The 20,477-nt window shown below is 69.3% G+C and carries 21 protein-coding genes; 5 read left to right on the forward strand and 16 right to left on the reverse strand.

Going from position 1 to position 20,477, the window contains the following annotated elements:
• Positions 1–40 precede the first annotated feature (40 nt).
• From thiC to thiD, 5 genes are read left to right on the forward strand one after another with little or no spacing between them, the layout of a single operon-like run.
• Positions 41–1,966 (forward strand): phosphomethylpyrimidine synthase ThiC, encoded by a 1,926-nt coding sequence (thiC, locus tag AC5IG3_RS10285; protein ID WP_491906209.1) that lies wholly within the window; start codon positions 41–43, stop codon positions 1,964–1,966.
• A gap of 32 nt (positions 1,967–1,998) precedes the next feature.
• Positions 1,999–3,117, forward strand: a complete 1,119-nt coding sequence (locus AC5IG3_RS10290) for an FAD-dependent oxidoreductase (protein WP_491906210.1) — start codon at positions 1,999–2,001, stop codon at positions 3,115–3,117.
• 14 nt (positions 3,118–3,131) lie between these two features.
• Entirely contained in the window at positions 3,132–3,344 is a 213-nt protein-coding gene (gene thiS / locus AC5IG3_RS10295; protein WP_491906211.1) for a sulfur carrier protein ThiS, read from the forward strand.
• Between the two features lie 37 nt (positions 3,345–3,381).
• Entirely contained in the window at positions 3,382–4,200 is an 819-nt protein-coding gene (locus AC5IG3_RS10300) for a thiazole synthase (RefSeq protein ID WP_491906212.1), read from the forward strand.
• A 5-nt stretch (positions 4,201–4,205) separates the two neighbouring features.
• Positions 4,206–5,792, forward strand: coding sequence for a bifunctional hydroxymethylpyrimidine kinase/phosphomethylpyrimidine kinase (gene thiD, locus AC5IG3_RS10305; protein ID WP_491906213.1), 1,587 nt, complete (start codon positions 4,206–4,208; stop codon positions 5,790–5,792).
• A gap of 45 nt (positions 5,793–5,837) precedes the next feature.
• Here the strand turns inward: thiD and AC5IG3_RS10310 are convergent, their stop codons facing one another.
• The 16 genes from AC5IG3_RS10310 to AC5IG3_RS10385 form a co-directional block, all read right to left on the reverse strand.
• Positions 5,838–6,878, reverse strand: coding sequence for a zinc-dependent alcohol dehydrogenase (locus tag AC5IG3_RS10310; RefSeq protein ID WP_491906214.1), 1,041 nt, complete (start codon positions 6,876–6,878; stop codon positions 5,838–5,840).
• Between the two features lie 13 nt (positions 6,879–6,891).
• Positions 6,892–7,713, reverse strand: a complete 822-nt coding sequence (locus AC5IG3_RS10315) for an SDR family NAD(P)-dependent oxidoreductase (RefSeq protein ID WP_491906215.1) — start codon at positions 7,711–7,713, stop codon at positions 6,892–6,894.
• Positions 7,714–7,736: 23 nt separating this feature from the next.
• Positions 7,737–8,273: a 2,4'-dihydroxyacetophenone dioxygenase family protein gene (locus AC5IG3_RS10320; protein WP_491906216.1), complete on the reverse strand. Its 537-nt coding sequence runs from the start codon at positions 8,271–8,273 to the stop codon at positions 7,737–7,739.
• A 45-nt stretch (positions 8,274–8,318) separates the two neighbouring features.
• Positions 8,319–9,347, reverse strand: a complete 1,029-nt coding sequence (locus AC5IG3_RS10325; RefSeq protein ID WP_491906217.1) for a branched-chain amino acid ABC transporter permease — start codon at positions 9,345–9,347, stop codon at positions 8,319–8,321.
• 15 nt (positions 9,348–9,362) lie between these two features.
• Positions 9,363–10,223 (reverse strand): branched-chain amino acid ABC transporter permease, encoded by an 861-nt coding sequence (locus AC5IG3_RS10330; protein WP_491906218.1) that lies wholly within the window; start codon positions 10,221–10,223, stop codon positions 9,363–9,365.
• Positions 10,210–10,947 carry an ABC transporter ATP-binding protein gene (locus tag AC5IG3_RS10335; protein ID WP_491906219.1) on the reverse strand — a complete coding sequence of 246 codons (738 nt, stop codon included), beginning with the start codon at positions 10,945–10,947 and terminating at the stop codon, positions 10,210–10,212. The genes AC5IG3_RS10330 and AC5IG3_RS10335 overlap by 14 nt, the downstream gene beginning before the upstream one ends.
• A complete protein-coding gene (locus AC5IG3_RS10340) occupies positions 10,944–11,672 on the reverse strand; it encodes an ABC transporter ATP-binding protein (RefSeq protein WP_491906220.1) in 729 nt (242 codons plus the stop codon). Before AC5IG3_RS10340 ends, AC5IG3_RS10335 begins: the two co-directional genes overlap by 4 nt.
• 34 nt (positions 11,673–11,706) lie before the next feature.
• Positions 11,707–13,017 carry an ABC transporter substrate-binding protein gene (locus tag AC5IG3_RS10345; protein WP_491906221.1) on the reverse strand — a complete coding sequence of 437 codons (1,311 nt, stop codon included), beginning with the start codon at positions 13,015–13,017 and terminating at the stop codon, positions 11,707–11,709.
• Between the two features lie 62 nt (positions 13,018–13,079).
• On the reverse strand, positions 13,080–13,805 hold the full coding sequence (locus AC5IG3_RS10350; RefSeq protein ID WP_491906222.1) for an SDR family NAD(P)-dependent oxidoreductase: 726 nt from the start codon (positions 13,803–13,805) through the stop codon (positions 13,080–13,082).
• 220 nt (positions 13,806–14,025) lie between these two features.
• Positions 14,026–14,364 (reverse strand): zinc ribbon domain-containing protein YjdM, encoded by a 339-nt coding sequence (locus AC5IG3_RS10355; protein ID WP_491906223.1) that lies wholly within the window; start codon positions 14,362–14,364, stop codon positions 14,026–14,028.
• 65 nt (positions 14,365–14,429) lie between these two features.
• Positions 14,430–15,608, reverse strand: coding sequence for an acyl-CoA dehydrogenase family protein (locus tag AC5IG3_RS10360; RefSeq protein ID WP_491906224.1), 1,179 nt, complete (start codon positions 15,606–15,608; stop codon positions 14,430–14,432).
• 82 nt (positions 15,609–15,690) lie between these two features.
• A complete protein-coding gene (locus AC5IG3_RS10365; protein ID WP_491906225.1) occupies positions 15,691–16,725 on the reverse strand; it encodes a transketolase family protein in 1,035 nt (344 codons plus the stop codon).
• Complete coding sequence (locus tag AC5IG3_RS10370; protein WP_491906226.1) at positions 16,722–17,585, reverse strand: transketolase; 864 nt, start codon at positions 17,583–17,585, stop codon at positions 16,722–16,724. The genes AC5IG3_RS10365 and AC5IG3_RS10370 overlap by 4 nt, the downstream gene beginning before the upstream one ends.
• 32 nt (positions 17,586–17,617) lie before the next feature.
• The gene (locus AC5IG3_RS10375; protein ID WP_491906227.1) at positions 17,618–18,877 is read right to left on the reverse strand and encodes a TRAP transporter large permease; all 1,260 of its coding nucleotides are present in this window, start codon (positions 18,875–18,877) and stop codon (positions 17,618–17,620) included.
• A gap of 24 nt (positions 18,878–18,901) precedes the next feature.
• Positions 18,902–19,429, reverse strand: coding sequence for a TRAP transporter small permease (locus AC5IG3_RS10380; RefSeq protein WP_491906228.1), 528 nt, complete (start codon positions 19,427–19,429; stop codon positions 18,902–18,904).
• A 35-nt stretch (positions 19,430–19,464) separates the two neighbouring features.
• Positions 19,465–20,454 carry a TRAP transporter substrate-binding protein gene (locus AC5IG3_RS10385; RefSeq protein WP_491906229.1) on the reverse strand — a complete coding sequence of 330 codons (990 nt, stop codon included), beginning with the start codon at positions 20,452–20,454 and terminating at the stop codon, positions 19,465–19,467.
• Positions 20,455–20,477: the final 23 nt, after the last annotated feature.

Consider the following 20,477-nt stretch of genomic DNA (forward strand, 5'->3'; position numbering starts at 1 on the left):
GACCCGGAGCCCACCCGCAACCCGCAACAGGAGCTCCGAAATGAATGCACCCGATCCCCACGCCCTTGCCAACGTCCAGGCCGCCGCTGCCACCTTTGAAGAAACGCTGGCGCTGACGCGAGAGCCGTTTCCGGCCTCCACCAAGGTCTACGTCGAAGGCAGCCAGCCCGGCGTGCGTGTACCGATGCGCGAGATCGCGCTGACCAACGGCGAACGCGTCACGGTCTACGACACCTCCGGTCCCTACACCGACCCGGCCGCCGCCATCGACGTGCGCCAGGGCCTGGCCGTCACGCAACGCGCCGGCTGGATCGAAGCCCGTGGCGACACCGAAACCTACACCGGCCGCACCCGCGTCGTGCTCGACGACGGCGGCAAGAACGAAGAGCGCGATAGCCGCCGCATCGACGCCCTGCGCGCCCAGGCTGCGGCACTGCAGCGCACGCCGCGCCGCGCCAAGGCCGGTGCCAACGTGACACAGATGCACTACGCCCGCCAAGGCATCGTCACGCCCGAGATGGAGTTCATCGCGCTGCGCGAGAACGGCAAGCGCGAGTGGATGCGCGAATACCTGGGTGACGCCGAGCGCGAGGCGCGCCTGAAGGGCAACGCGATGGGCGCGCGCATCCCCGACATCATCACGCCCGAGTTCGTGCGTGACGAGGTGGCGCGCGGCCGCGCGGTGATCCCCGCCAACATCAACCATCCCGAGGTCGAGCCGATGATCATCGGCCGCAACTTCGGCGTGAAGATCAACGCCAACATCGGCAACTCGGCCGTGACGTCGAGCATCGAGGAAGAGGTCGAGAAACTCGTCTGGGCGATCCGCTGGGGCGCCGACAACGTCATGGACCTGTCCACCGGCCGCAACATCCACACCACGCGCGACTGGATCGTGCGCAACTCGCCGGTGCCCATCGGCACCGTGCCGATCTACCAGGCGCTGGAGAAAGTCGGCGGCGTCGCCGAAGACCTGACCTGGGAAATCTACCGTGACACGCTGATCGAGCAGGCCGAGCAGGGCGTCGACTACTTCACCATCCACGCGGGCGTGCGGCTGCCGTTCATCCACCTGACCAGCAAGCGCCGCACCGGCATCGTTTCGCGCGGTGGCTCGATCCTGGCCAAGTGGTGCATCACGCACCACAAGGAAAACTTCCTGTACACGCACTTCGACGAGATCTGCGACATCATGAAGGCCTACGACGTGACCTACTCGCTGGGCGATGGCCTGCGCCCGGGCTCGGCGTCGGACGCCAACGACGAAGCGCAATTCGCCGAGCTGAAGACGCTGGGCGAATTGACCCAGATCGCCTGGAAGCACGACGTGCAGACCATGATCGAAGGCCCCGGCCACGTGCCGATGCACCTGATCCAGGCCAACATGGACGAGCAGATCAAGCACTGCCACGAGGCGCCGTTCTACACGCTCGGGCCCTTGACCATCGACATCGCGCCCGGCTATGACCACATCGCCAGTGCGATCGGCGCCGCCATGATCGGCTGGATGGGCACGGCGATGCTCTGCTACGTCACGCCCAAGGAGCACCTCGGCCTGCCGGACCGCGACGACGTCAAGCAGGGCATCATTGCCTACAAGATTGCCGCCCATGCTGCCGACATCGCCAAGGGCCATCCGGGCGCCCGCGCCCGCGACGACGCCATGAGCAAGGCGCGCTTCGAGTTCCGCTGGCACGACCAGTTCAACCTCGGCCTCGACCCGGACACGGCCAAGGACTATCACGACGAAACGCTGCCCAAGGACTCGTCCAAGGAAGCGCATTTCTGTTCGATGTGCGGCCCCAAGTTCTGCTCGATGAAGATCACGCAGGACGTGCGCGACTACGCCGAGCAGAAGGGCCTGAGCGAGGCCGAGGCGCTGTCGGACGGCATGGCGGCCAAGTCCGCCGAGTTCAAGGCCGTGGGCGGCGAGCTCTACATTCCCATCCAGCCCATTCAAGGCTGATTCGGGCTGACATCAAGAAAAGGACGCGGGTGATGAAGATCGGTATTGCGGGTGCAGGGTTGCTGGGCCGTCTGCTGGCTTGGCGTTTGGCGCAGGCCGGGCATGCCGTGAGCGTCTTCGACCCCGCGCCCGGCCCGGGCGCGCGCTATGACCAAGTGCATGGCCAATTCGATGGCCAGCCGCAGGCGGCGGCCTACACGGCGGCGGGCATGCTCAGCCCGCTGGCTGAGCTGGACAACGCCGGGCCGGAGATCGCGGTGCTGGGCTGGCGCTCGATTGCGCTGTGGCGCGACATCGCCGCCCAGCTTCCACAACAGCCGTTCTTCAGCGCCCGTGGCAGCCTGCTGCTGGCGCACCGGCCTGATCTGGGTGCCGCACAGCGGGTGCTGGCCAGGCTGACACATCCTCATCCCGCCTTGATGAACACACCACAGGCTCAAGCATTGAGCCTGTCAGAACTGGCTGAACTGGAGCCTGCCATCCAGGGCCCGACCCACGCCTGGCTGCTGCCGGGCGAAGGCCAGATCGACCCGCCTTCCACGCTCGATGCCTTGCAGGCCAACGCGATGGGCGTGCAGTGGCACTGGTCGAGCCGCGTCCGTGATGTGCGCGCCGCAGGGCAGGGCGGGACGATCACGCGGGAAGACGGTGCGCAGCATCACTTTGACCATGTCTTTGACGTGCGTGGTGTGGGCGCCCGGCCCGATCTGCCGGTGCGCGGCGTGCGCGGTGAAACCGTCTGGCTGCATGCGACTGGCCACGGCCTGACCCGCCCGGTGCGCCTGCTGCATCCGCGCCACCGCGTCTACCTGGTACCACGTCCGGGCGACGTGGTGGTGGTGGGCGCGAGCGAAATCGAGAGCGAAGACCGCAGCCCTGTCAGCCTGCGCAGCGCCGTCGAGTTGATGGCGGCCGCCCACAGCCTGATGCCGGCGCTGGCCGAGGCGCGCATCCTGCGCCTGGATCACAACCTGCGCCCGGCCTTGCCGGACAACGATCCACGCGTGTTGCAGGACGGCGCCTGCACGCGCATCAACGGCCTGTTCCGCCACGGCTGGCTGCTGGCGCCGGCGCTGGTGGAAGATGCGCTGCAGGCCTGCGGGTTGGCGACGCGCGGTCTGAACGAAAATTCCGTCATCGAATCCCAGTGACACCTGTCCCGCCCATGACCGACTCCATCACCGTCTGGCTTGAAAGCCAGCCCCATCCGCTGCCAGTGGGCACCACGCTCGATACGCTGGTGGCCACGCTCCAGCACGAGCCGCAGGCCGTCACCACCGCCATCAACGGCGATTTCGTCGCCCGCGGCCTGCGCGCCCAGCGCGTGCTGCAGGACGGTGACCAGGTGCTGCTGTTCCAGCCCATCGTGGGCGGTTGAATCCCTGTCTTCGGCCCCGACCCTTCACAAGAGCACCATGACTGACACCACTTCTGCGCCTGCGGCCGACACCTGGCGCGTCGGCGACGTCACCCTCGGCAGCCGTTTTCTACTCGGTACGGCGGGCTATCCGTCGCCGCAGGTGCTGGCGGATGCCATCGTTGCCTCCGGCACGCAGATCGTCACGGTCGGCCTGAAGCGCCAGCTGGCGGCGGCCGGCGACAACGGCTTCATCACCATCATCCGCCAGGCCATGGCGACCACCGGCGCACGCCTGCTGCCCAACACCGCCGGCTGCCGCAGCGCGCGCGAGGCGGTGCAGCTCGCCCACATGGCGCGCGAGCTGTACGACACCGACTGGGTCAAGCTCGAAGTGGTCGGCGACGAATACACGCTGCAGCCCGACCCGTTCGAGCTGGTCAGCGCCGCTGCGCAATTGGTGCGCGACGGCTTCACGGTCTTTCCATACTGCACCGACGACCTCGTCACCTGCCGCCGCCTGCTCGACGCCGGTTGCCCGCTGCTGATGCCCTGGGGCGCGCCGATCGGCTCTGGCCAGGGCCTGCTCAACCCCTACGCGCTGCGCACGCTGCGCGAGCGCCTGCCCGACACCACGCTCATCATCGACGCCGGCATCGGCGCGCCTTCGCACGCCGCGCAGGCGCTGGAGATGGGCTTTGATGCAGTGCTGCTCAACTCGGCGGTGGCCCAGGCGCGGGACCCGGTCGTGATGGCGCGTGCCTTCGGCCGCGCCGTGCAGGCTGGGCGCGAGGCCTATACCGCCGGCGTGATGGCCAAGCAGGACAGCGCCGTGGCCAGCACGCCGGTGACCGGCCAGCCTTTCCTGATTGGATGAGCACGATGACTGACGCAGCAACCCGTCCGCCCGTGATCTGGAGCATCGCCGGCAACGACAGCGGCGGCGGCGCCGGCCTGAGCGCCGACCAGCGCGCCGCCGACGCCTTCTGTGTGCACCTCTGCCCGGTGGTGGCAGCGGTCACGGCGCAGAACAGCGTCGCGGTCACGCGGGTGGCGCCGGTCGAGGCGGAGCTGCTCGACGCACAGCTGGCTGCCCTGGCCGCCGACCTGCCGCCCGCCGTCATCAAGACCGGCCTGCTGGGCAGCGCCGCCACGGTGGCAGTGGTGGTGCGCTGGGTCGATGCGCTGCGCGTGCGCGGCCCGGTCGCGCTGGTGGTCGATCCGGTGCTGGCCTCCAGCACCGGCGCCTGCTTTGCCGACGCGGCCACGCTGGCGGCCTACCGCGAGTTGCTGCTGCCGCGCGCCACGCTGATCACGCCCAACCGCGCCGAGGCTGCGCTGCTGCTGGACCGGTCTGCGGCGGTGACTGATGACATTCCGGCGCTGGCGCAGGCGCTGCTCGCGGCGGGCGCCGGGTCGGTGGCGATCACCGGCGGTGACAGTGCTGATGCAACCGGCCGTGTGATCGACTGGATCGCCACCCCGCACGCGCAGGGCTGGCTGGGCTCGCCGCGCGTGGCCACGGCGCACAGCCACGGCACCGGCTGTACTTTTGCCACCAGCGCGGCTGCCGCCTTGGCGCTTGGCTTTGTCACCGCCGATGCCCTGGTGCTGGCCAAGATGGCGACGACGCAGGCGCTGCGCCACGGCACCGCCGCAGGCGCCGGGCGTGGCCCGGTACGCGCCGTGCCCGGTTTCACGACCGACCCGAGCCTGCTGCCGCAGATGTCGTGGGGCGAGGCGCCGGTGTTTGCCGAGCTGCCGTCGGTCTCAGGCCGCGAGGCGCCGCAGCTCTACGCCATCGTCGACCACGCCGACCGCCTGCCCGCGCTGCTGGTGGCCGGCGTGCGTACGCTGCAGTTGCGCATCAAGACGCCTCAGGCGCCCGACGCGGCGTGGTGGGTCGATCTGCGCGAACAGCTCGTCCGTGGCATTGCGCTGTGCCGCGAGGCCGGCGTACCGCTCTACATCAACGACCACTGGCAGCTGGCGCTGGAGCTGGGTGCCCAGGCGCTGCACCTGGGCCAGGAAGACCTGCTGGCGCTGGACGAAGCTGGCCGCGCCGCGCTGCGGGCGCAGCAGGCGCGGGGACTGAGCCTGGGCATCAGCTCGCACAGCCTGTGGGAGCTGGCGCGGGCCCGTGCCATGGCGCCGGCCTACGTCGCCTGCGGCCCGGTCTGGCCGACGCTGACCAAGGCCATGCCGTGGGTCGCGCAAGGCCTGGACAACCTGGGCTGGTGGTGCCACATGGCGGGCATGCCGGTGGTGGCCATTGGCGGCATCCTGAGCGCCGACAAGGTCGAGATCAGCGCGCGCTGCGGCGCCGCATTCGTGTGCGTGGTGCGCGGCCTGGGTGAGGAGCCCGGGCGCGTCGTGCCGCAACTGCAGTCGGCTCTGGCAGCAGGCTCAGCCGCTGAGCCACTGGTGCGGCCGACCTGGCCGCATCCGAGTCTGTTGAACATGGGCTGACACGACCTGCAGCTGAAGGTGCTCCGACAGGGCCGGGCCAGGAGTTCAGCAGGCGGCTGACGCTGCGACGGCAAACGGGTCCACCAGCACCTTGCACTGCGTGGTGCGCTGGCGCAGGGCCTCGAAGGCGGGGGGCAGGTCGGCCAGCGCGATGGTGTCGGAGATCAGCGCCTGCGGGGCAAAGCGGCCGCCGTCGAGCGCATCGATGGCGGTGCTGAACTCGCGCATGCTGAAGAACACCGACATGACGATGCGCACCTCCTTCGAGATGGCGCGGAACGCATCGAAGTGGTCGCGCGCCGTGCACAGCCCCAGCACCAGCACCGTGCCGCGCGGGCGGACCAGGCCGATGCACTGGTCGATCAGGCCGGGCTTGCCGACGCACTCGAAGACGATGTCCGGGTCGCCGCCCAGGCGGTCGCGCGTGCGCGCCGCCAGTTCGCTGGCCGGGCCGTCTTCGGCGCTCAGGAAGGCGCTGGCGCCCAGTTCCATGGCGCGGGCCTCCTGGTGGCGGTGCAGGTCGTTCACCACCACCGCACCCGCGCCCAGGCGCCGGGCCCAGAACGCCACCGCCAGGCCGATGGCACCGGCGCCCACCACCAGCACGCGGTCGCCGGGTTTCAGGCCGGCCTGCATGACGCCGTGCAGCGCCACGGCCAGGGGCTCCGCCAGTGCGCCATCGGCCGCCGAGATGCCCCACGGCAGCTTGCGGCACTGGCGGCCGGCCACGGCGGCGTACTGGGCGTAGCCGCCGCCGATGAGCTGCATCTGCGCGCACCACGCCGGCTCGCCGCGCCGGCAGCTGTCGCAGGCGCCGCAGCCGGACAGCGGCGCGGCGGTGACCTGATCGCCCACCTTCAGGTCCGTGACCGCCGAGCCGACCTCCAGCACCTCGCCCGAGAACTCGTGGCCCAGCACGTCGCCGGGGCGGGCGCCGAACACCGGGTCTTCGGTGATGTGCAGGTCGCTGCCGCAGATGCCGCAGCGGCAGACCTTGAGCAGCACCTGGTCGCGGTCAGGTTCCGGGTCGGGCAGCTCGGCCAGGCGCAGCGGCTGGCGCAGCGCGTCGAAGAGGGCGGCTTGCATGGCGGCAGTCCTTTCAGTCGGTGCGGCCGAGCATCTGGCCGCCGTCGATCACCAGCTGCGAGCCGGTCACGAACGACGACGCCTTCGACGCCAGGAACAGCGCCAGCGGCTTGATCTCGTCCGTTTCGGCGACGCGGTGCATTGGCACTCGCACCTGGAAAGCCTCGCGGTCGGCCGCATTGCGCAGCCGCCCGCCGGCGATGTTGGTGATGAAGGGGCCGGGCGCGATGGCGTTGACGCGGATGCCGTAGCGCGCCAGCTCCATCGCCGCCTGCCGCACCAGCGAGGCCGCGCCGGCCTTGGCCGGCATGTAGGGCGTGCCGACGATGGCCTCGTTGATGATGGCCGCGTTCGACGTGGTGACGACGATGCTGCCGCGGCCTTGGGGCTTCATCAGCTTGACCGCTTCGCGCAGGCTGGTGAAGACCGAGGTCAGGTTGGTGGCGATCACCGCGTCCCAGTGGCGCTCGTCGAGCAGTTCCAGCGCGCCGTCGGGGTTGCGCTCGTTGTCGGGCGTCAAAAAGCCCGGCCCGGCGTCGATGCCGGCGTTGGCAAACAGCACGTCCAGCCCGCCATGGGCCGCCGCGCTGCGCGCGAAGGCGGCGTGCATCGCGGCGCGGTCGGTCACGTCGACCACCTCGGCGCGCACCTCGCCGCCGGCCGCACGCAGGCGGGTCACGGCCTCGTCGAGCCGGCTGGCGTTGAGGTCGAACAGGCTGACGCGCGCGCCGTGTTCGGCCATCACCTCGGCATAAGCCAGGCCGATGCCGCTGGCCGCACCCGTGACGATGCAGGCCAGGCCGCGCACGTCAAACGAATCCAGGGTTCTGCTCATCGTCACTCCTCCCGGTTCGTGTGTCAGAGGAACAGCGTCTTGTTGATCGGCAGGCCCTTCTCGCGGCAGTACGAGACGTAGTGGTTGATGAACCAGAACACGTCGACGGTTTCGGTGAACACGCCCTTGTCGTCGAAGAACTCGATCGCGCCCTGCAGCCAGAACATCGCCTTCATGCCGTTCGGGTCATCGGAGTACAGGGTGTGGGCGGTGCCGGGCATCTCGTAGACGAAGCTGCCGGGGCTGGCGACCCAGTCGTACTCGTAGTAGCCCCAAGTGCCCTCGAGCGTGATGGCCGAGACCGCGCCGCGGTGGCGGTGCGTGCCGATGCGTCCGCCGCCCTTGACCCACAGGATGTTGCAGGCGGTGCCGGTGCGCACATCGAAAGCCAGGTGGCGGATGGCCGCGCTGTCGCCAAACGGCACCCACGGCGAGTCCACCTCGGACGGGCCGATGTGGCCGCCCTCCAGGCCGAACTCCTTGATCATGGCCGCGTGCGGCTCGGGCGGCAGCTGGACGATCTGGCCGGCATTCTTCGGTGCATTCATCGGTGCATTCATCGGGGTCTCCTTCGGGGGTGTTCTCGGGTGGAAAAGCAGGGGGATTCAGTCCGGCCGGATCAGCCGCCGTCGCAGCGGGAACCACGGCGCATCGACGCGCTGGCACCACAGGCCCCAGAGGCCCTGGCGGGCAAACAGCGCCATGCCCAGCGTCATCAGGCCCAGCACCACCATGTAGGTGGCGCCGAAGCGGCCGAACAGGCGGTCGGCGGCGAAGTACAGCAGCGCGCCGATCAGCGGCCCCTCGATCGTGCCGATGCCGCCCACCATGACGATGAAGATGCAGACATTCGCCCAGTTGGCGTCGAATCCAGCCGACGGCGAGATGCGCAGCGCGCTCAGGTAATACACCGCGCCGACCATGCCGGTGCCGACGGCTGCCGCGACGTAGATCAGGAAGCGCAGCCGCTGCACGTCCACGCCCTGGCTGGCGGCGGCGACCGGGTTGTCGCGCATGGCGGTCAGGGCCAGGCCGTAGCGCGAGCGCAGCAGTGCGTAGCTGCCGCCCACGGCCAGCAGCAGCATGGCCGCCGCCATCCAGACGGTGCCCAGCTCGCGCTGCTCCAGGCTGTACTGGCCCATGGCACGCAGCGTCATGCCCGAGCCGCTGCCGACGTAGTCAAAGGTGGAGGTGAACAGCCGGCAGACCTCCGACACCACCCAGGTGCCGATGGCGAAGTACGGCCCGTCCAGCCGGTGCAGCAGCGCATAGGCCGGCACCGCCAGCAGCGCCGGCACGACCAGGCACAGCGCCGACGCCAGAAAGGGGTCGATGCCGAACTTGTTGGCCAGCACGAACATCGCGTAGCCCGCCATGCCGATGAAGGCCTGCTGGCCCACCGACACCAGACCGGCGTAGCCCGCCAGCAGGTTCCACATCTGCGCGAGCACGATGTAGCAGCTCAGCTCGACCACCGCGCGGATCACGCCCGAGTCGGCCCACCATGGCAGGCTCAGCATCACCAGCAGGGCCAGCGCGCTCAGGCTCAGCGCGATACGGCTGGAGGCGGTGTGGCGCTGCACCTGCGCGGCGCGGTGCGCCGCCGGTGCGGCTGCCAGGGGGGAGGGGTTCATCACGGCGCTCATGGCTCAGGTCCTGCGCGACATCAGCCCTTGCGGGCGAACGGCCAGCACGGCCAGAAAGACGAGGTGGCCACTCAAGATGCCCCAGCCCGCATCGAGCCGGAAGCCGATGGCCTGCGTCACGCCCAGCACCATCGCGCCCAGGAAGGCGCCCCAGATCGAGCCCATGCCGCCGATGATCACGGCCTCGAAGGCGTAGATCAGCTGCGCCGGGCCGTCCGCGGGCGACACCGTGGCGCGCAGCGACTGGCACACGGCCGCCACGCCCAGCAAGCCCACGGCCAGGGCGGTGGCGCCGGCATAGACCTTCTTCGGGTTGACACCGCTGATGGCCGCTGCCTCGGGATCGGCCGCCGCGGCGCGCAGCGCGCGGCCAAAGCCGGTGTAGCGCATCAGCACGTCGAGGCCGGCACTCATCAGCAGCGAGGCCGCGAAGATCTGCAGCGGCAGCACGCCGATGAACAACTCGCCGATGCCGACGCTCTCGAACTCCAGCCCGCCGCCGGGCAGCGAGCGGGTGTCGGCCGACCAGACCTGCAGCATCAGGTTCTGCAGCGCGATCGACAACCCGAAGGTGGCGATCAGCGAGGGCAGCGGGTCGGTGCCCAGCACGCGGTTGAGCACCGTGCGCTGCAGCAGCCACCCGAGCGCCATCGCGATCGGCACCAGCATCGCCACCACCATGTACGGGCCGATGGCCAGCGCGCCGGCCAGCGTGGTGCCCAGCAGCGCCAGGAAGATCATGATGTCGCCGTGCGCGGTGTTGACGATGCGCATGACGCCGAACATCAGCGCCATGCCGAGCGCGTACTGCGCATACATGCCGCCCAGCAGCAGGCCCTGGATCAAGGCGTCAAGCCACTGCATGGTCGGCTCCGAAGTAGGCGCGGGCGATGTCGCCGCGGTCGATCTCGGCCGAGCGGCCGGTCAGGGTGATGCGGCCTTCGAGCATGCAGTAGAGCCGGTGCGAGGCCTTGCGCGCCAGCGCCACGTCCTGCTCGACCAGCACGATGGCGGTGCCGGTGGCGGCGATGTCGGGCAGCGCGGCGTAGATCTCGCGGATCACCAGCGGCGCCAGGCCGAGCGAGAGTTCGTCGCACAGCAGCAGGCGCGGCTGGCTCAGCAGCGCGCGGCTGATGGCCACCATCTGCTGCTGCCCGCCCGAGAGTGACTCCACCGGCACGCGCCGCTTGTCCTTCAGGATGGGAAACAGCGCCTGCACGCGCGCCAGCGTCCAGGGGCTGGCGGCGCTGGCGGTGAGCGCGCGTGCATGGTCGATGGCCACGCGCAGGTTGTCCTCCACCGTCATGCCGGTGAACAGGCGCCGGCCTTCGGGCACCAGCGCCAGGCCGCGCTGCACCATCTGGTGCGGCGCGCTGCCGCCGGCGGGCTGGCCGTCAAAGTGCACCATCGCCGGCGCCACCGGCAGCAACCCGGTCAGGCTGCGCAGCAGGGTCGACTTGCCGGCGCCGTTGGCACCGATCAGCGCGACCACCTCGCCCGGCGCGATCTCGAAATCGATGCCGAACAGCGCCTGGAAGTCGCCGTAGCGGGCGTCCAGGCCGTGGGTTGAAAGCAGGGGAGCGGTCATGCCTCGATTCCCATGTAGACGCGTTGCACCTCGGGGTCGGCCATCACGGCCTGCGGGCTGCCTTCGGCGATCTTTTCGCCGAAGTTCAGCACCAGCAGCCGGTCGGCCACCGCCATCAGCGCGTTGAGAACGTGCTCGATCCAGATCACCGTGACCTGGCGTTCGCGGATGCGCCGCACCAGCTCGACCAGCTGGCGCGACTCCTCGTCGGTCAGGCCGCCGGCGATCTCGTCGAGCAGCAGCAGCCGGGGGCCGCTGGCCAGCGCGCGCGCCAGCTCCAGCCGCTTGCGGTCGAGCAGCGTCAGTGCGCCGGCCAGCTGATTGGCCTTGCTGCCCAGGCCGCAGTCCTCGAGGATGGCGGCGCAGCGGTCGTTGGCGGCGCGCTCGCTCAACTGGCCGCCGAACATGGCTGCCACCAGCAGGTTCTCGAACGCCGTCATGCCGCCGTAGGGACGCGGCACTTGATAGGTGCGGCCGATGCCGCGCTGGCAGCGCCGGAAGGGTGGCTCGCCCTTGAGGCGCTCGCCGGCAAAGGCCAGCTCGCCGGCGTCCAGCGCCACGTCGCCGCTGATGAGGTTGAACAGCGTGGTCTTGCCCGCGCCGTTCGGCCCGAGCACGCCCAGCACCTCGCCGGGCCGGACTTCGAAGCTGACCTCGTGGATCACGCGCACCGCGCCGAAGGACTTGCTCAGTCCGCGGGCGGTCAGGATCGGCGTCGGGCTCATGCTTGCCCCTTCCTCATCAACGACGACGTCTTCATCACACCCCGATCAGCTGCAGCTTGCCTTCGGGCGTCACCAGCTTGCTCGCGCTGTTGTCGACGATGCGCAGGTCGTACTTGTGGTTCTTGCCCTTGACCCACTGCCCGCCCAGCACCGGTGTCTTGCCGATGTTGGGGTGCGGGCCACCCTTGAAGCTGACCGGGCCGGCCACCGTGGTGACGTTGGTCTCGGCGATGGCCTGGCGGATCGACTCGCGGCTCATCGGGTCCTTGCTGCGCTTGAGCACATCGATCGCCACTTCCCACAGCGCATGGGCGTAGCCGATCGGCTGCGTCCACTGCTTCTTGGTCGCGGCCTCCCAGTCGGCCGCCAGCTTCAGGCCGGTCTCGCCGGTGAGCGACGACTTGAACGGGAAGGCCGGCGTCCACCACACCTCGGTGCTCATGCCCAGGCCCAGGTCGCCCATGGCCTCGACGCTCGAGGGGAACAGCAGCGCCGCGGCCACGGTCACGATCTTGGGCTTGAACTGCTGCTGGCGCGCCTGCGTGATGAAGGTCTTCAGGTCGGCCGGGTAGCTGATGCCACCGATGATCTCCACGCCGGCGCGCTTGTACTCGCTGATCTGGGCCGAGAAGTCGTTCGTCAGCGGCTGGAACGAGGCCGGGATCACCGTCTGGAAGCCGGCCTTGGCCACGGCGGGCGGCAGGCCCCATTCCTTGTTGCCCCAGGCCTCGCCATCGGCATTGCGCGGGAACAGCATGCCGACCTTGCGGTTGGTCTGCACCGAGTTCCACATGCCGGTGAAAGCGGCCAGCACGTCCTCCAGGCCCCAGAAGAAGTGGTACGTCCACTTGAACGGCTTGTCGTTGGAGCCGCCGCGCGGGAATACGAAGCTCTGCCACGGTGCCTGGCTCGACAGGCAGGGCACGCCGTTCAACTCGCATTGATCGGACACCGGGTTGATCGCATCCGTGGTGCTGGCCGGCAGCATCAGGTGGATCTTCTCGTTGAGGATCAGGTTGCCCGCCAGCTCGGCGGCCTTGTTGGGGTTGGACTGGCTGTCGCGCACCAGGATCTCGACGGCGTACTTGGTGCCGTTGATCGTCAGGCCGTCCTTGAGCAGCGCCTGGATCTTGCCGACCGTGTACTTGTCAGCCTCGCCGAAAGGTGCCAGCGGCCCGGTCAGCGGGCTGATGTAGCCGATGCGGATTGTCTTGGTCTGCGCCAGCGCCAGGCCCGGCAGGCCGGCGGCCGCCGCGGCGGCGCCCAGGCCCTTGAGCACATGGCGGCGCGAGGGGGCGATGCCATCCGGGGTCGAGCTGGCTTGCGGTGTGGTGTTCTCGTTCATCTTTGTCTCCTTCAGTGATTTCATCGTTCAGCGGGCGGGGGGCAAGGTACGGGGGAAACAGGTCAGACCGTCAGGTAGCCGCCATCGACCGGCACGATGGCGCCGGTCATGAAGCCGGCCGCCGGCGTGCACAGGAAGACAATCACGGCGGCCACCTCGGCCGGGTCGCCCCAGCGCGCCAGCGGCGTGCGTTCCAGGATGCGGGCGCTGGCGGCGGCATCGGCCTGCAGGCCTTCGCTCAGCGGCGTGCGGATCCAGCCCGGCGCCACGGCGTTGACGCGCACGCCGACCGGCGCATAGGCCTGCGCCAGCGACTTGGTCAGCTGCACCACCGCGCCCTTGCTGGCGGCATACGCCGGCCGGTCGGCGCTGCCGAAGGTGCTGTACATCGACGCGATGTTGACCACCGCACCGCGCCGCTGCGCCAGCGCTGGCAGTGCGCGGGTGCAGGCGCGCAGGGTGGCGCCCAGGTTGAGGCTCAGCACCGCGTCGAACTGGTCGGGCTCGTACTCGTCGCGGTCCAGGCTGATGCCGGCGGCGTTGACCAGCACGTCCAGCTCGCGCAGCGCATCGAGCCGCCGCGCGGCCTGCTCGGGCTGGCGCAGGTCGAGCTCGCTGCATTCGATGCGGTCATGGCAGGGCGCGTGCGGTCCGCCGGCCTTCAGGCCCAGCGCCAGCACCTGCGCGCCCAGCTCGGCCAGCAGCAGCGCGGTGGCCGCGCCGATGCCCGAGGTGCCGCCCATCACCACCGCCGTCCTGCCGGCGAACAGATCGCTCTGGAAGCTCATGGCCGGGTTCAGCGCAACCGCCGGTCGACGGCGTCGGCGTTCGGGATGCCCGGGGTCTTTTCCATGCTGTGCCGCCCTGTCTCGTGGTCATGAGGTGAGCGGCCAGTCTATTTTTCGAACCCCGTCCGGCCTTGCATCACGCGGCCACGATGCTTGTCCAGAACGGACCAGGCACCCCGAGAAAACCCGGGGCGGCCGAGTCCGTTCGGAGCCGGCGGGATCAGGCCTTCTTGATGAATTCGGACTTCAGCTGCAGGGCGCCGAAGCCGTCGATCTTGCAGTCGATGTCGTGGTCGCCATCGCTCAGGCGGATGTTCTTGACCTTGGTGCCGACCTTGACCACCGCCGAGGAGCCCTTGATCTTCAGGTCCTTGATGACGGTGACCGAGTCGCCGTCCTGCAGCACGTTGCCGTGCGCGTCCTTCCAGACCCGCGCCGCTTCTGCGGCGGCGGCGGGCGCCGCGCGCCACTCGTGGGCGCATTCCGGGCAGACGAGCTGGTCGCCGTCCTCATAGGTGAACTCGGAATGGCATTGGGGGCAAGACGGCAGGCCGCTCATGAGGTGTCCGTTTCAAGGGTCAAACGGCCAGTGTAAGGAGCCGTCCCGGCGCTGCTGCGGTCGCCTCATGCCTTGCCGGCCTGGTCCGCCGCATGCACCAGCTTGCGCGCCATGCTCCAGCGGTGCACCTCGCTCGGGCCGTCGTAGATGCGGAAGGCGCGCATGTCGGTGAAGATGCGCATCACCGCCGTTTCGCCGGTCACGCCCTGGCCGCCGAGCATCTGCACGCAGCGGTCGACCACGCGCCACTCGGCCTCCGAGCACACCACCTTGGCGCGGCTGGATTCGAAGTTGCACTTCTCGCCCTGGTCGAGCAGCCACGCGGTGTGCCAGATGTGCAGGCGCGCGGTGTGGAGGTCCATGTCGTTGTCGGCCAGCATGAAGCCGACGCCCTCGTGCTCGGCCAGCGGCCGGCCGAAGGCCTGGCGGCGGCGGGTGTAGTCGAGCGCGATGTCGTGCGCGCGCCGCGCCTGGCCGAGCCAGCGCATGCAGTGGGTGAGGCGCGCCGGCGCCAGCCGCACCTGGGCGTAGCGGAAGCCCTTGCCGACCTCGCCCAGCACGTCCGATGCGGGCACGCGCAGGTCATCGAAGCGCAGCACGCCGTGGCCGCCGGCAAAGCAGCGGTCCATCGCGTCCATGTTGCGCTCCAGCGTGATGCCGGGGCGGTCCATGTCGGTCAGGAACATGGTGGCCGAGCCATCTTCCATGCGTGCCATCACGATGGCGTAAGTCGCCCCTTCGGCGCCGGTGATGAACCACTTGCGGCCGTTGATGAGGTAGTCGTCGCCATCCTGCACCGCCGTGGTCTTGAGCATGCTCGGATCGGCGCCTGCGCCCGGATCGGGCTCGGTCATCGCGAAGCAGCTGCGCGTGTGGCCGGCCACCTGCGGTGCCAGCCAGCGCGCCTTCTGCGCCGGCGTGGCGACCTCTTCCATCAGGTGGATGTTGCCCTCGTCGGGCGCGTGGATGTTGAGCGCCGTGGGCCCCAGCCAGCTGTAGCCGGCCTCCTCGAACACCACCGCCTTGGCGATATGGCTCAGGCCCAGGCCACCCAGCTCGACCGACGCGTGCGGCGTCAGCAGCCCGGCGGCGCGGGCGCGCTCGACCAGCTCCTGGCGCAGCGCGTCGTGCGGGCCGTGGTGGTCCTGGCGCGGGTCGCGCTCCAGGGGCATGACCTGCTCGGCGATGAAGCGCCGCGTGCGCTCGCGCAACTCAAGCAGTTCGGGAGGGAGTGAGAAGTTCATGGGGTGGGCGCTCTCTGTTGGCGGCTGGATTCTGGCTCGCCCCGGTCGAATATGAACTCCCCTCACACCCTGTGGCGTCGCGTCACCCCAGCCAGCCCTTGATGCGGCCGGCCAGCGCTTCGCGGCTGATGCCGTAGCGGTCGTGCAGCGTGGGCAGTGCGCCGGCGTCGAGGTAGGCATCGGGCAGGCCGGCCAGCTGGAAAGCCGCCGGTTGCACGCGATGGCGCAGCAGCGCGCTCGCCACCGCTTCGCCCAGGCCGCCGATCACCGAGTGGTTTTCTGCCACCACGACCAGTCGTGGCTTGGCGCCGACCGCCGCGATGATGGTGGCCTCGTCCAGCGGCTTGATCGTCGGGCAGTGCAGCACCGCCACGCCGATGTGGTCGGCAGCCAGCGTCTGCGCGACTTCGAGCGCGCGCATGGTCATGAAACCGCTGGAGATCACCAGCACCTCGTTGCCCTCGCGCAGCATCTTGGCTTTGCCCAGCTCGAACGTGTAGTCGTATTCGTCGAGCACCAGCGGCACGTTGCCACGTGCCAGGCGCATGTAGACCGGGCCCTTGTGCGCAGCGATCTGCGGCACGGCCTGCTCGAGGTCGAGCGCGTCGCAGGGGTCGACGATGGTCAGGCCCGGGATGGCCCGCATCATGGCGATGTCGTCGGTCGCCTGGTGGCTGGGCCCGTAGCCGGTGGTCAGGCCGGGCAGCGCACAGCACATCTTGACGTTGAGGTTCTCCTCGGCGATCACCTGATGGATGAAGTCGTAGGCGCGCCGGGTGCCGAACACCGCGTAGGTGGTGGCAAACGGGATCAGGCCTTCCTTGGCCATGCCGCCGGCCGCGGCCATCAGCAGCTGCTCGGCCATGCCCATCTGGTGGAAGCGCTCCGGGTAGGCCTGCGCGAACAGGTGCAGGTCGGTGTACTTGGCCAGGTCGGCCGTCATGCCGACGATCTCGGGCCGGTTGGCCGCCAGCTCGACCAGCGCCTTGCCGAACGGTGCGGCCTTGACGCGCTGCCCTTCGGAGGCGATCGAGGCGATCATGGCCGAGGTGGTCAGGCGCGGCTTCTTCTCGGTGGCCGCGGTGGCAGTGGCGGTGGCAGTGTTCACGGCGCTCATGCTTGCGCTCCTTCAGCTTGCGATTGATCGAGGATCTGCAGCGCCTGCTGCCACTCCGGCGGGTCGACGCGGATGAAGTGGTTCTTGTCGCGCGTCTCTAGGAAAGGCACGCCCTTGCCCATCAGCGTGTCGAACAGGATCACGCGCGGCTGGGCTTCGGTGTGGTGGCGGGCGGCGTCGAAGGCGGCCAGCACCGCCGGCAGGTCGTTGCCGTCGACACGCTGCACGAACCAGCCGAACGCGGCCCATTTGTCGGCCAGCGGCTCGAAGCCCATCACCTTGCTCGACGGGCCGTCGGCCTGCTGGTTGTTGATGTCGACGAGGCAGATCAGGTTGTCCAGGCGGTGGTGCGCGGCGCCCATCGCGGCCTCCCAGACCGCGCCTTCGTCGAGCTCGCCGTCGGACATCGAGTTGTAGATGAAGGCCGGGTTCTTCTTGTGCTTCAGGCCCAGCGCCATGCCCACGCCGATCGCCAGGCCCTGGCCCAGCGAGCCGCCCGAGATCTCCATGCCGGGCGTGTAGGTGGCCATGCCCGACATCGGCAGGCGGCTGTCGTCGCTGCCGTAGGTCTCGAGTTCGCTTTCGGGGATGGTGCCGGCCTCGATCAGCGCGGCGTAGGAGGCGATCGCGTAGTGGCCGTGCGAGAGCAGGAAGCGGTCGCGGCCTTCCCATTCGGGTTCGTCGGGGCGCAGGTTCAGCGCGTGGCCGTAGGCCACCGCCAGCACGTCGGCCCAGCCCAGCGCCTGGCCGATGTAGCCCTGGCCCTGCACCTCGCCCATGCGCAAGGCATTGCGGCGGATGCGATAGGCCACTTGTCGAAGCTCGGCCAGTTCGGCCCGTTCAGCGGTTGTCGTCGTCATGGAAATCTCCGTGAAGAAAGGTTGGGCGCGGGTCATTTCAGGATGCTGGCCGGCACGTAAGAGACCAGGGCCAGCACGCCGAAGGCGACCAGGTAGAAGGGCCCGAGTTCGCGCACCGTCTGGCCGACCTTGACCCGGGCCAGCGCGCTGGTGATGAACAGCGTGGTGCCCACCGGCGGCGTGTACAGGCCGATGGCCAGGTTCACGACCATCATGATTCCGAGCTGCGTCATGTCCATGCCGATGCTCTGGGCCAGCGGCACGAACACCGGTGTCAGCAGCAGCACGGCGGCGGGCAGGTCGATGAACATGCCCATGAACAGCATCAGCAGGTTCATCAGCAGGATCACCAGCCACTTCATCTCCACGTTCTGCTGCACCCATTGGGCGATGCCCTGCGGCATCTGGTCGAAGGTCAGCAGCCAGCCGATCGCGGCCGAGGCCATGATCACCAGCAGCACCACGCCCGTGGCCAGCCCGGCATGCACGACCGCCTCGTCGAGCCGGCGCCAGCTCAGGTCGCGGTAGATCACCGCCGAGACCAGGCCGGCGTAGAGCGTCGACAGCACGGCCACTTCGGTGGGCGTGGCGATGCCGAAGCGCAGGAAGATGATGATCAGCACCGGCAGCACGACCGCCGGCAGCGCGTACAGCAGATGCCTGCGGAAGGCGGCGCCGTTGAACGGCGTGGTGTCACGCGGGAAGTTGCGGCGCCGGCCGACCCACCAGCAGACCGCCATGAAACCGCCGCACATCAGCAGGCCGGGCAGCACGCCGGCGACGAACAGCGAGGCGATCGACGCGTTCGCGGTCAGCGCGAACAGGATCATCGGGATCGACGGCGGGATCATGATGTCGATGGTGGCCGCGGCCGCCAGCGTCGCCGCCGAGAACGCCGCCGGATAACCGAGCCGCTTGTGCCAGGGGATCAGCAGCGAGCCGATCGCCGAGGCGTCGGCCACCGCCGAGCCGGAGACGCCGCCGAACAGCGTCGACGACAGCACGCCCACCTGCGCCGGGCCGCCGTGGAAGCGGCCGATCAGCGTCGACAGCACGCCGACCAGCGCTTCGCCGAGCTTGCCGCCCATCATCAGCGTGCCGGTCAGCATGAAGAACGGGATCGCGATCAGCGGGAAGCTCTGCACCTGCGCCACCATCTGCTGCACCAGCAGGTCGAGCGGCACGCGGTCGGAGGTGGCGGCGGCGGTCATCGCCGCCAGCAGCAGCGCGTGGGCGATCGGCATCGCGGCCACGGCCGCGCCGAGGAAGACGAGAAGGATGAGGGCACTCATGGTGTTCTCCGTGGCATCAGGGGTTCACCAATGCGCCGTCGGCACGTTGGGTTCGGCGTTGTGCACCGGCTCGGTCGAGCTGTGCCAGACCTGCCAGGCCGACTGCAGTGCCAGCAAGGCGAGCAGCGCCATGCCGGCCATCACGCAGGCGTAGGTCAACGAGCCGGGCACCTGCAGGATCGGCGACTTCTCGTCGTGCACGATGTCGAGCATGCGATACGTCGCGACGGCCAGCGTGGCGTACAGGCCCGCGACCACCGCCCAGCTCACCACCCCGACCTGACGCCGCACCGCAGCCGGCACGGCCTCCATCAGGAAGGTGGTCGCGATGTGCGCGCTGTGCACCGCCGCCATCACCACGCCGGCCATCACCAGCCAGGGGAACAGCAGCTCCGGCACCTCGTTGGCCCATTGCAGGCTGGTTCCCTGGGCATAGCGCAGCACCGTGTTGGCCACCAGGATCACGAAGATCGCGCCCGTGCTCAACCACAGCACGATACGGCACAAGGCCACCACGGCCCGTTCGACCGGGTTTCGTTCGACAGCATTCATGTCAGTCTCCTCAGCCACTCCGATCAGCGATCAGCTCACTTGGCGCGAGCGGCGGCGATGACCTTCTTGACGTACAGGCCGATCGGCGTCGCCAGCCACTTGTCGTCCACCGCGGCGGTCGCCTTCTCGAACGCCGCCTTGTCGACCGTGCTCACCTGCACGCCCTTGGCCTTGAGCTCGCCCAGCAGCTTGTCGTCGACTTCCTGCGAGTGCTTGCGCTGCAGCGCGGTGGCCTCGGCGGAGGCCTCGGTGACGGCCTTGCGATCGGCCTCGGACAGCCGGTCCCAGGTGCGCTTGCTCATCAGGAAGGGCGTCATCTGGAACATGTGGCTGGTCAGCGCCAGATGCTTCTGCACCTCGTAGAGCTTGCTGGCGTGGATGTTGACGAGCGGGTTCTCCTGGCCGTCGACCACGCCCTGCTGCAGCGCCACGTAGAGCTCGGCGAACTTGATCTGCTGGGCCTCGGCACCGAGCGCCTGCATGATGTCGACCAGCACCGCGTCGGGCGGCGTGCGCATCTTCAGGCCCTTCATGTCCTCGACCTTGGTGATCGGCCGCTTGCTGTTGGTCATGTGGCGGATGCCGTTGTCCCAGTAGCCGAGCACGACCAGCCCCTTCTCGGCGGACTTGTCGCTCAGTTCCTTGCCGAGCGGGCCGTCGAGCAGCTTGAAGGCCTGCGCCGCGTTGCCGAACAGGAACGGCATGCCGTAGGCGGCGTACTCGGGCACCGCATTGGCGACCGCGCCCTGCGAGTTGGCCGACATGTCGAGCGCACCGGTGCGCAGCGCCGTCACCATCGCGGCATCGTCGCCGAGCTGGGCCGACGGCGCGACCTGCACCTCGATGCGCCCGCCGGTCTTGGCCTTGAGCACCTCGGCGAACTTGACCGCGGCTTCATGGCGCGGGTTGCCCGGCGCCGCGCCGTGGCCGAGCGTCAGCTTGACGGTCTGCGAGTGCGCAGTCATCGGCAAGAGGACGGCGGCGGCCAGGGCCAGCAGGGTGCAGTTGAAGTGTTTGCGTTGCATGGTTTTGTCTCCTTATGGCTTGA

It is taken from the genome of Leptothrix sp. (in: b-proteobacteria), from assembly GCF_965250675.1.
Classification (GTDB): Bacteria; Pseudomonadota; Gammaproteobacteria; order Burkholderiales; family Burkholderiaceae_C; genus Sphaerotilus.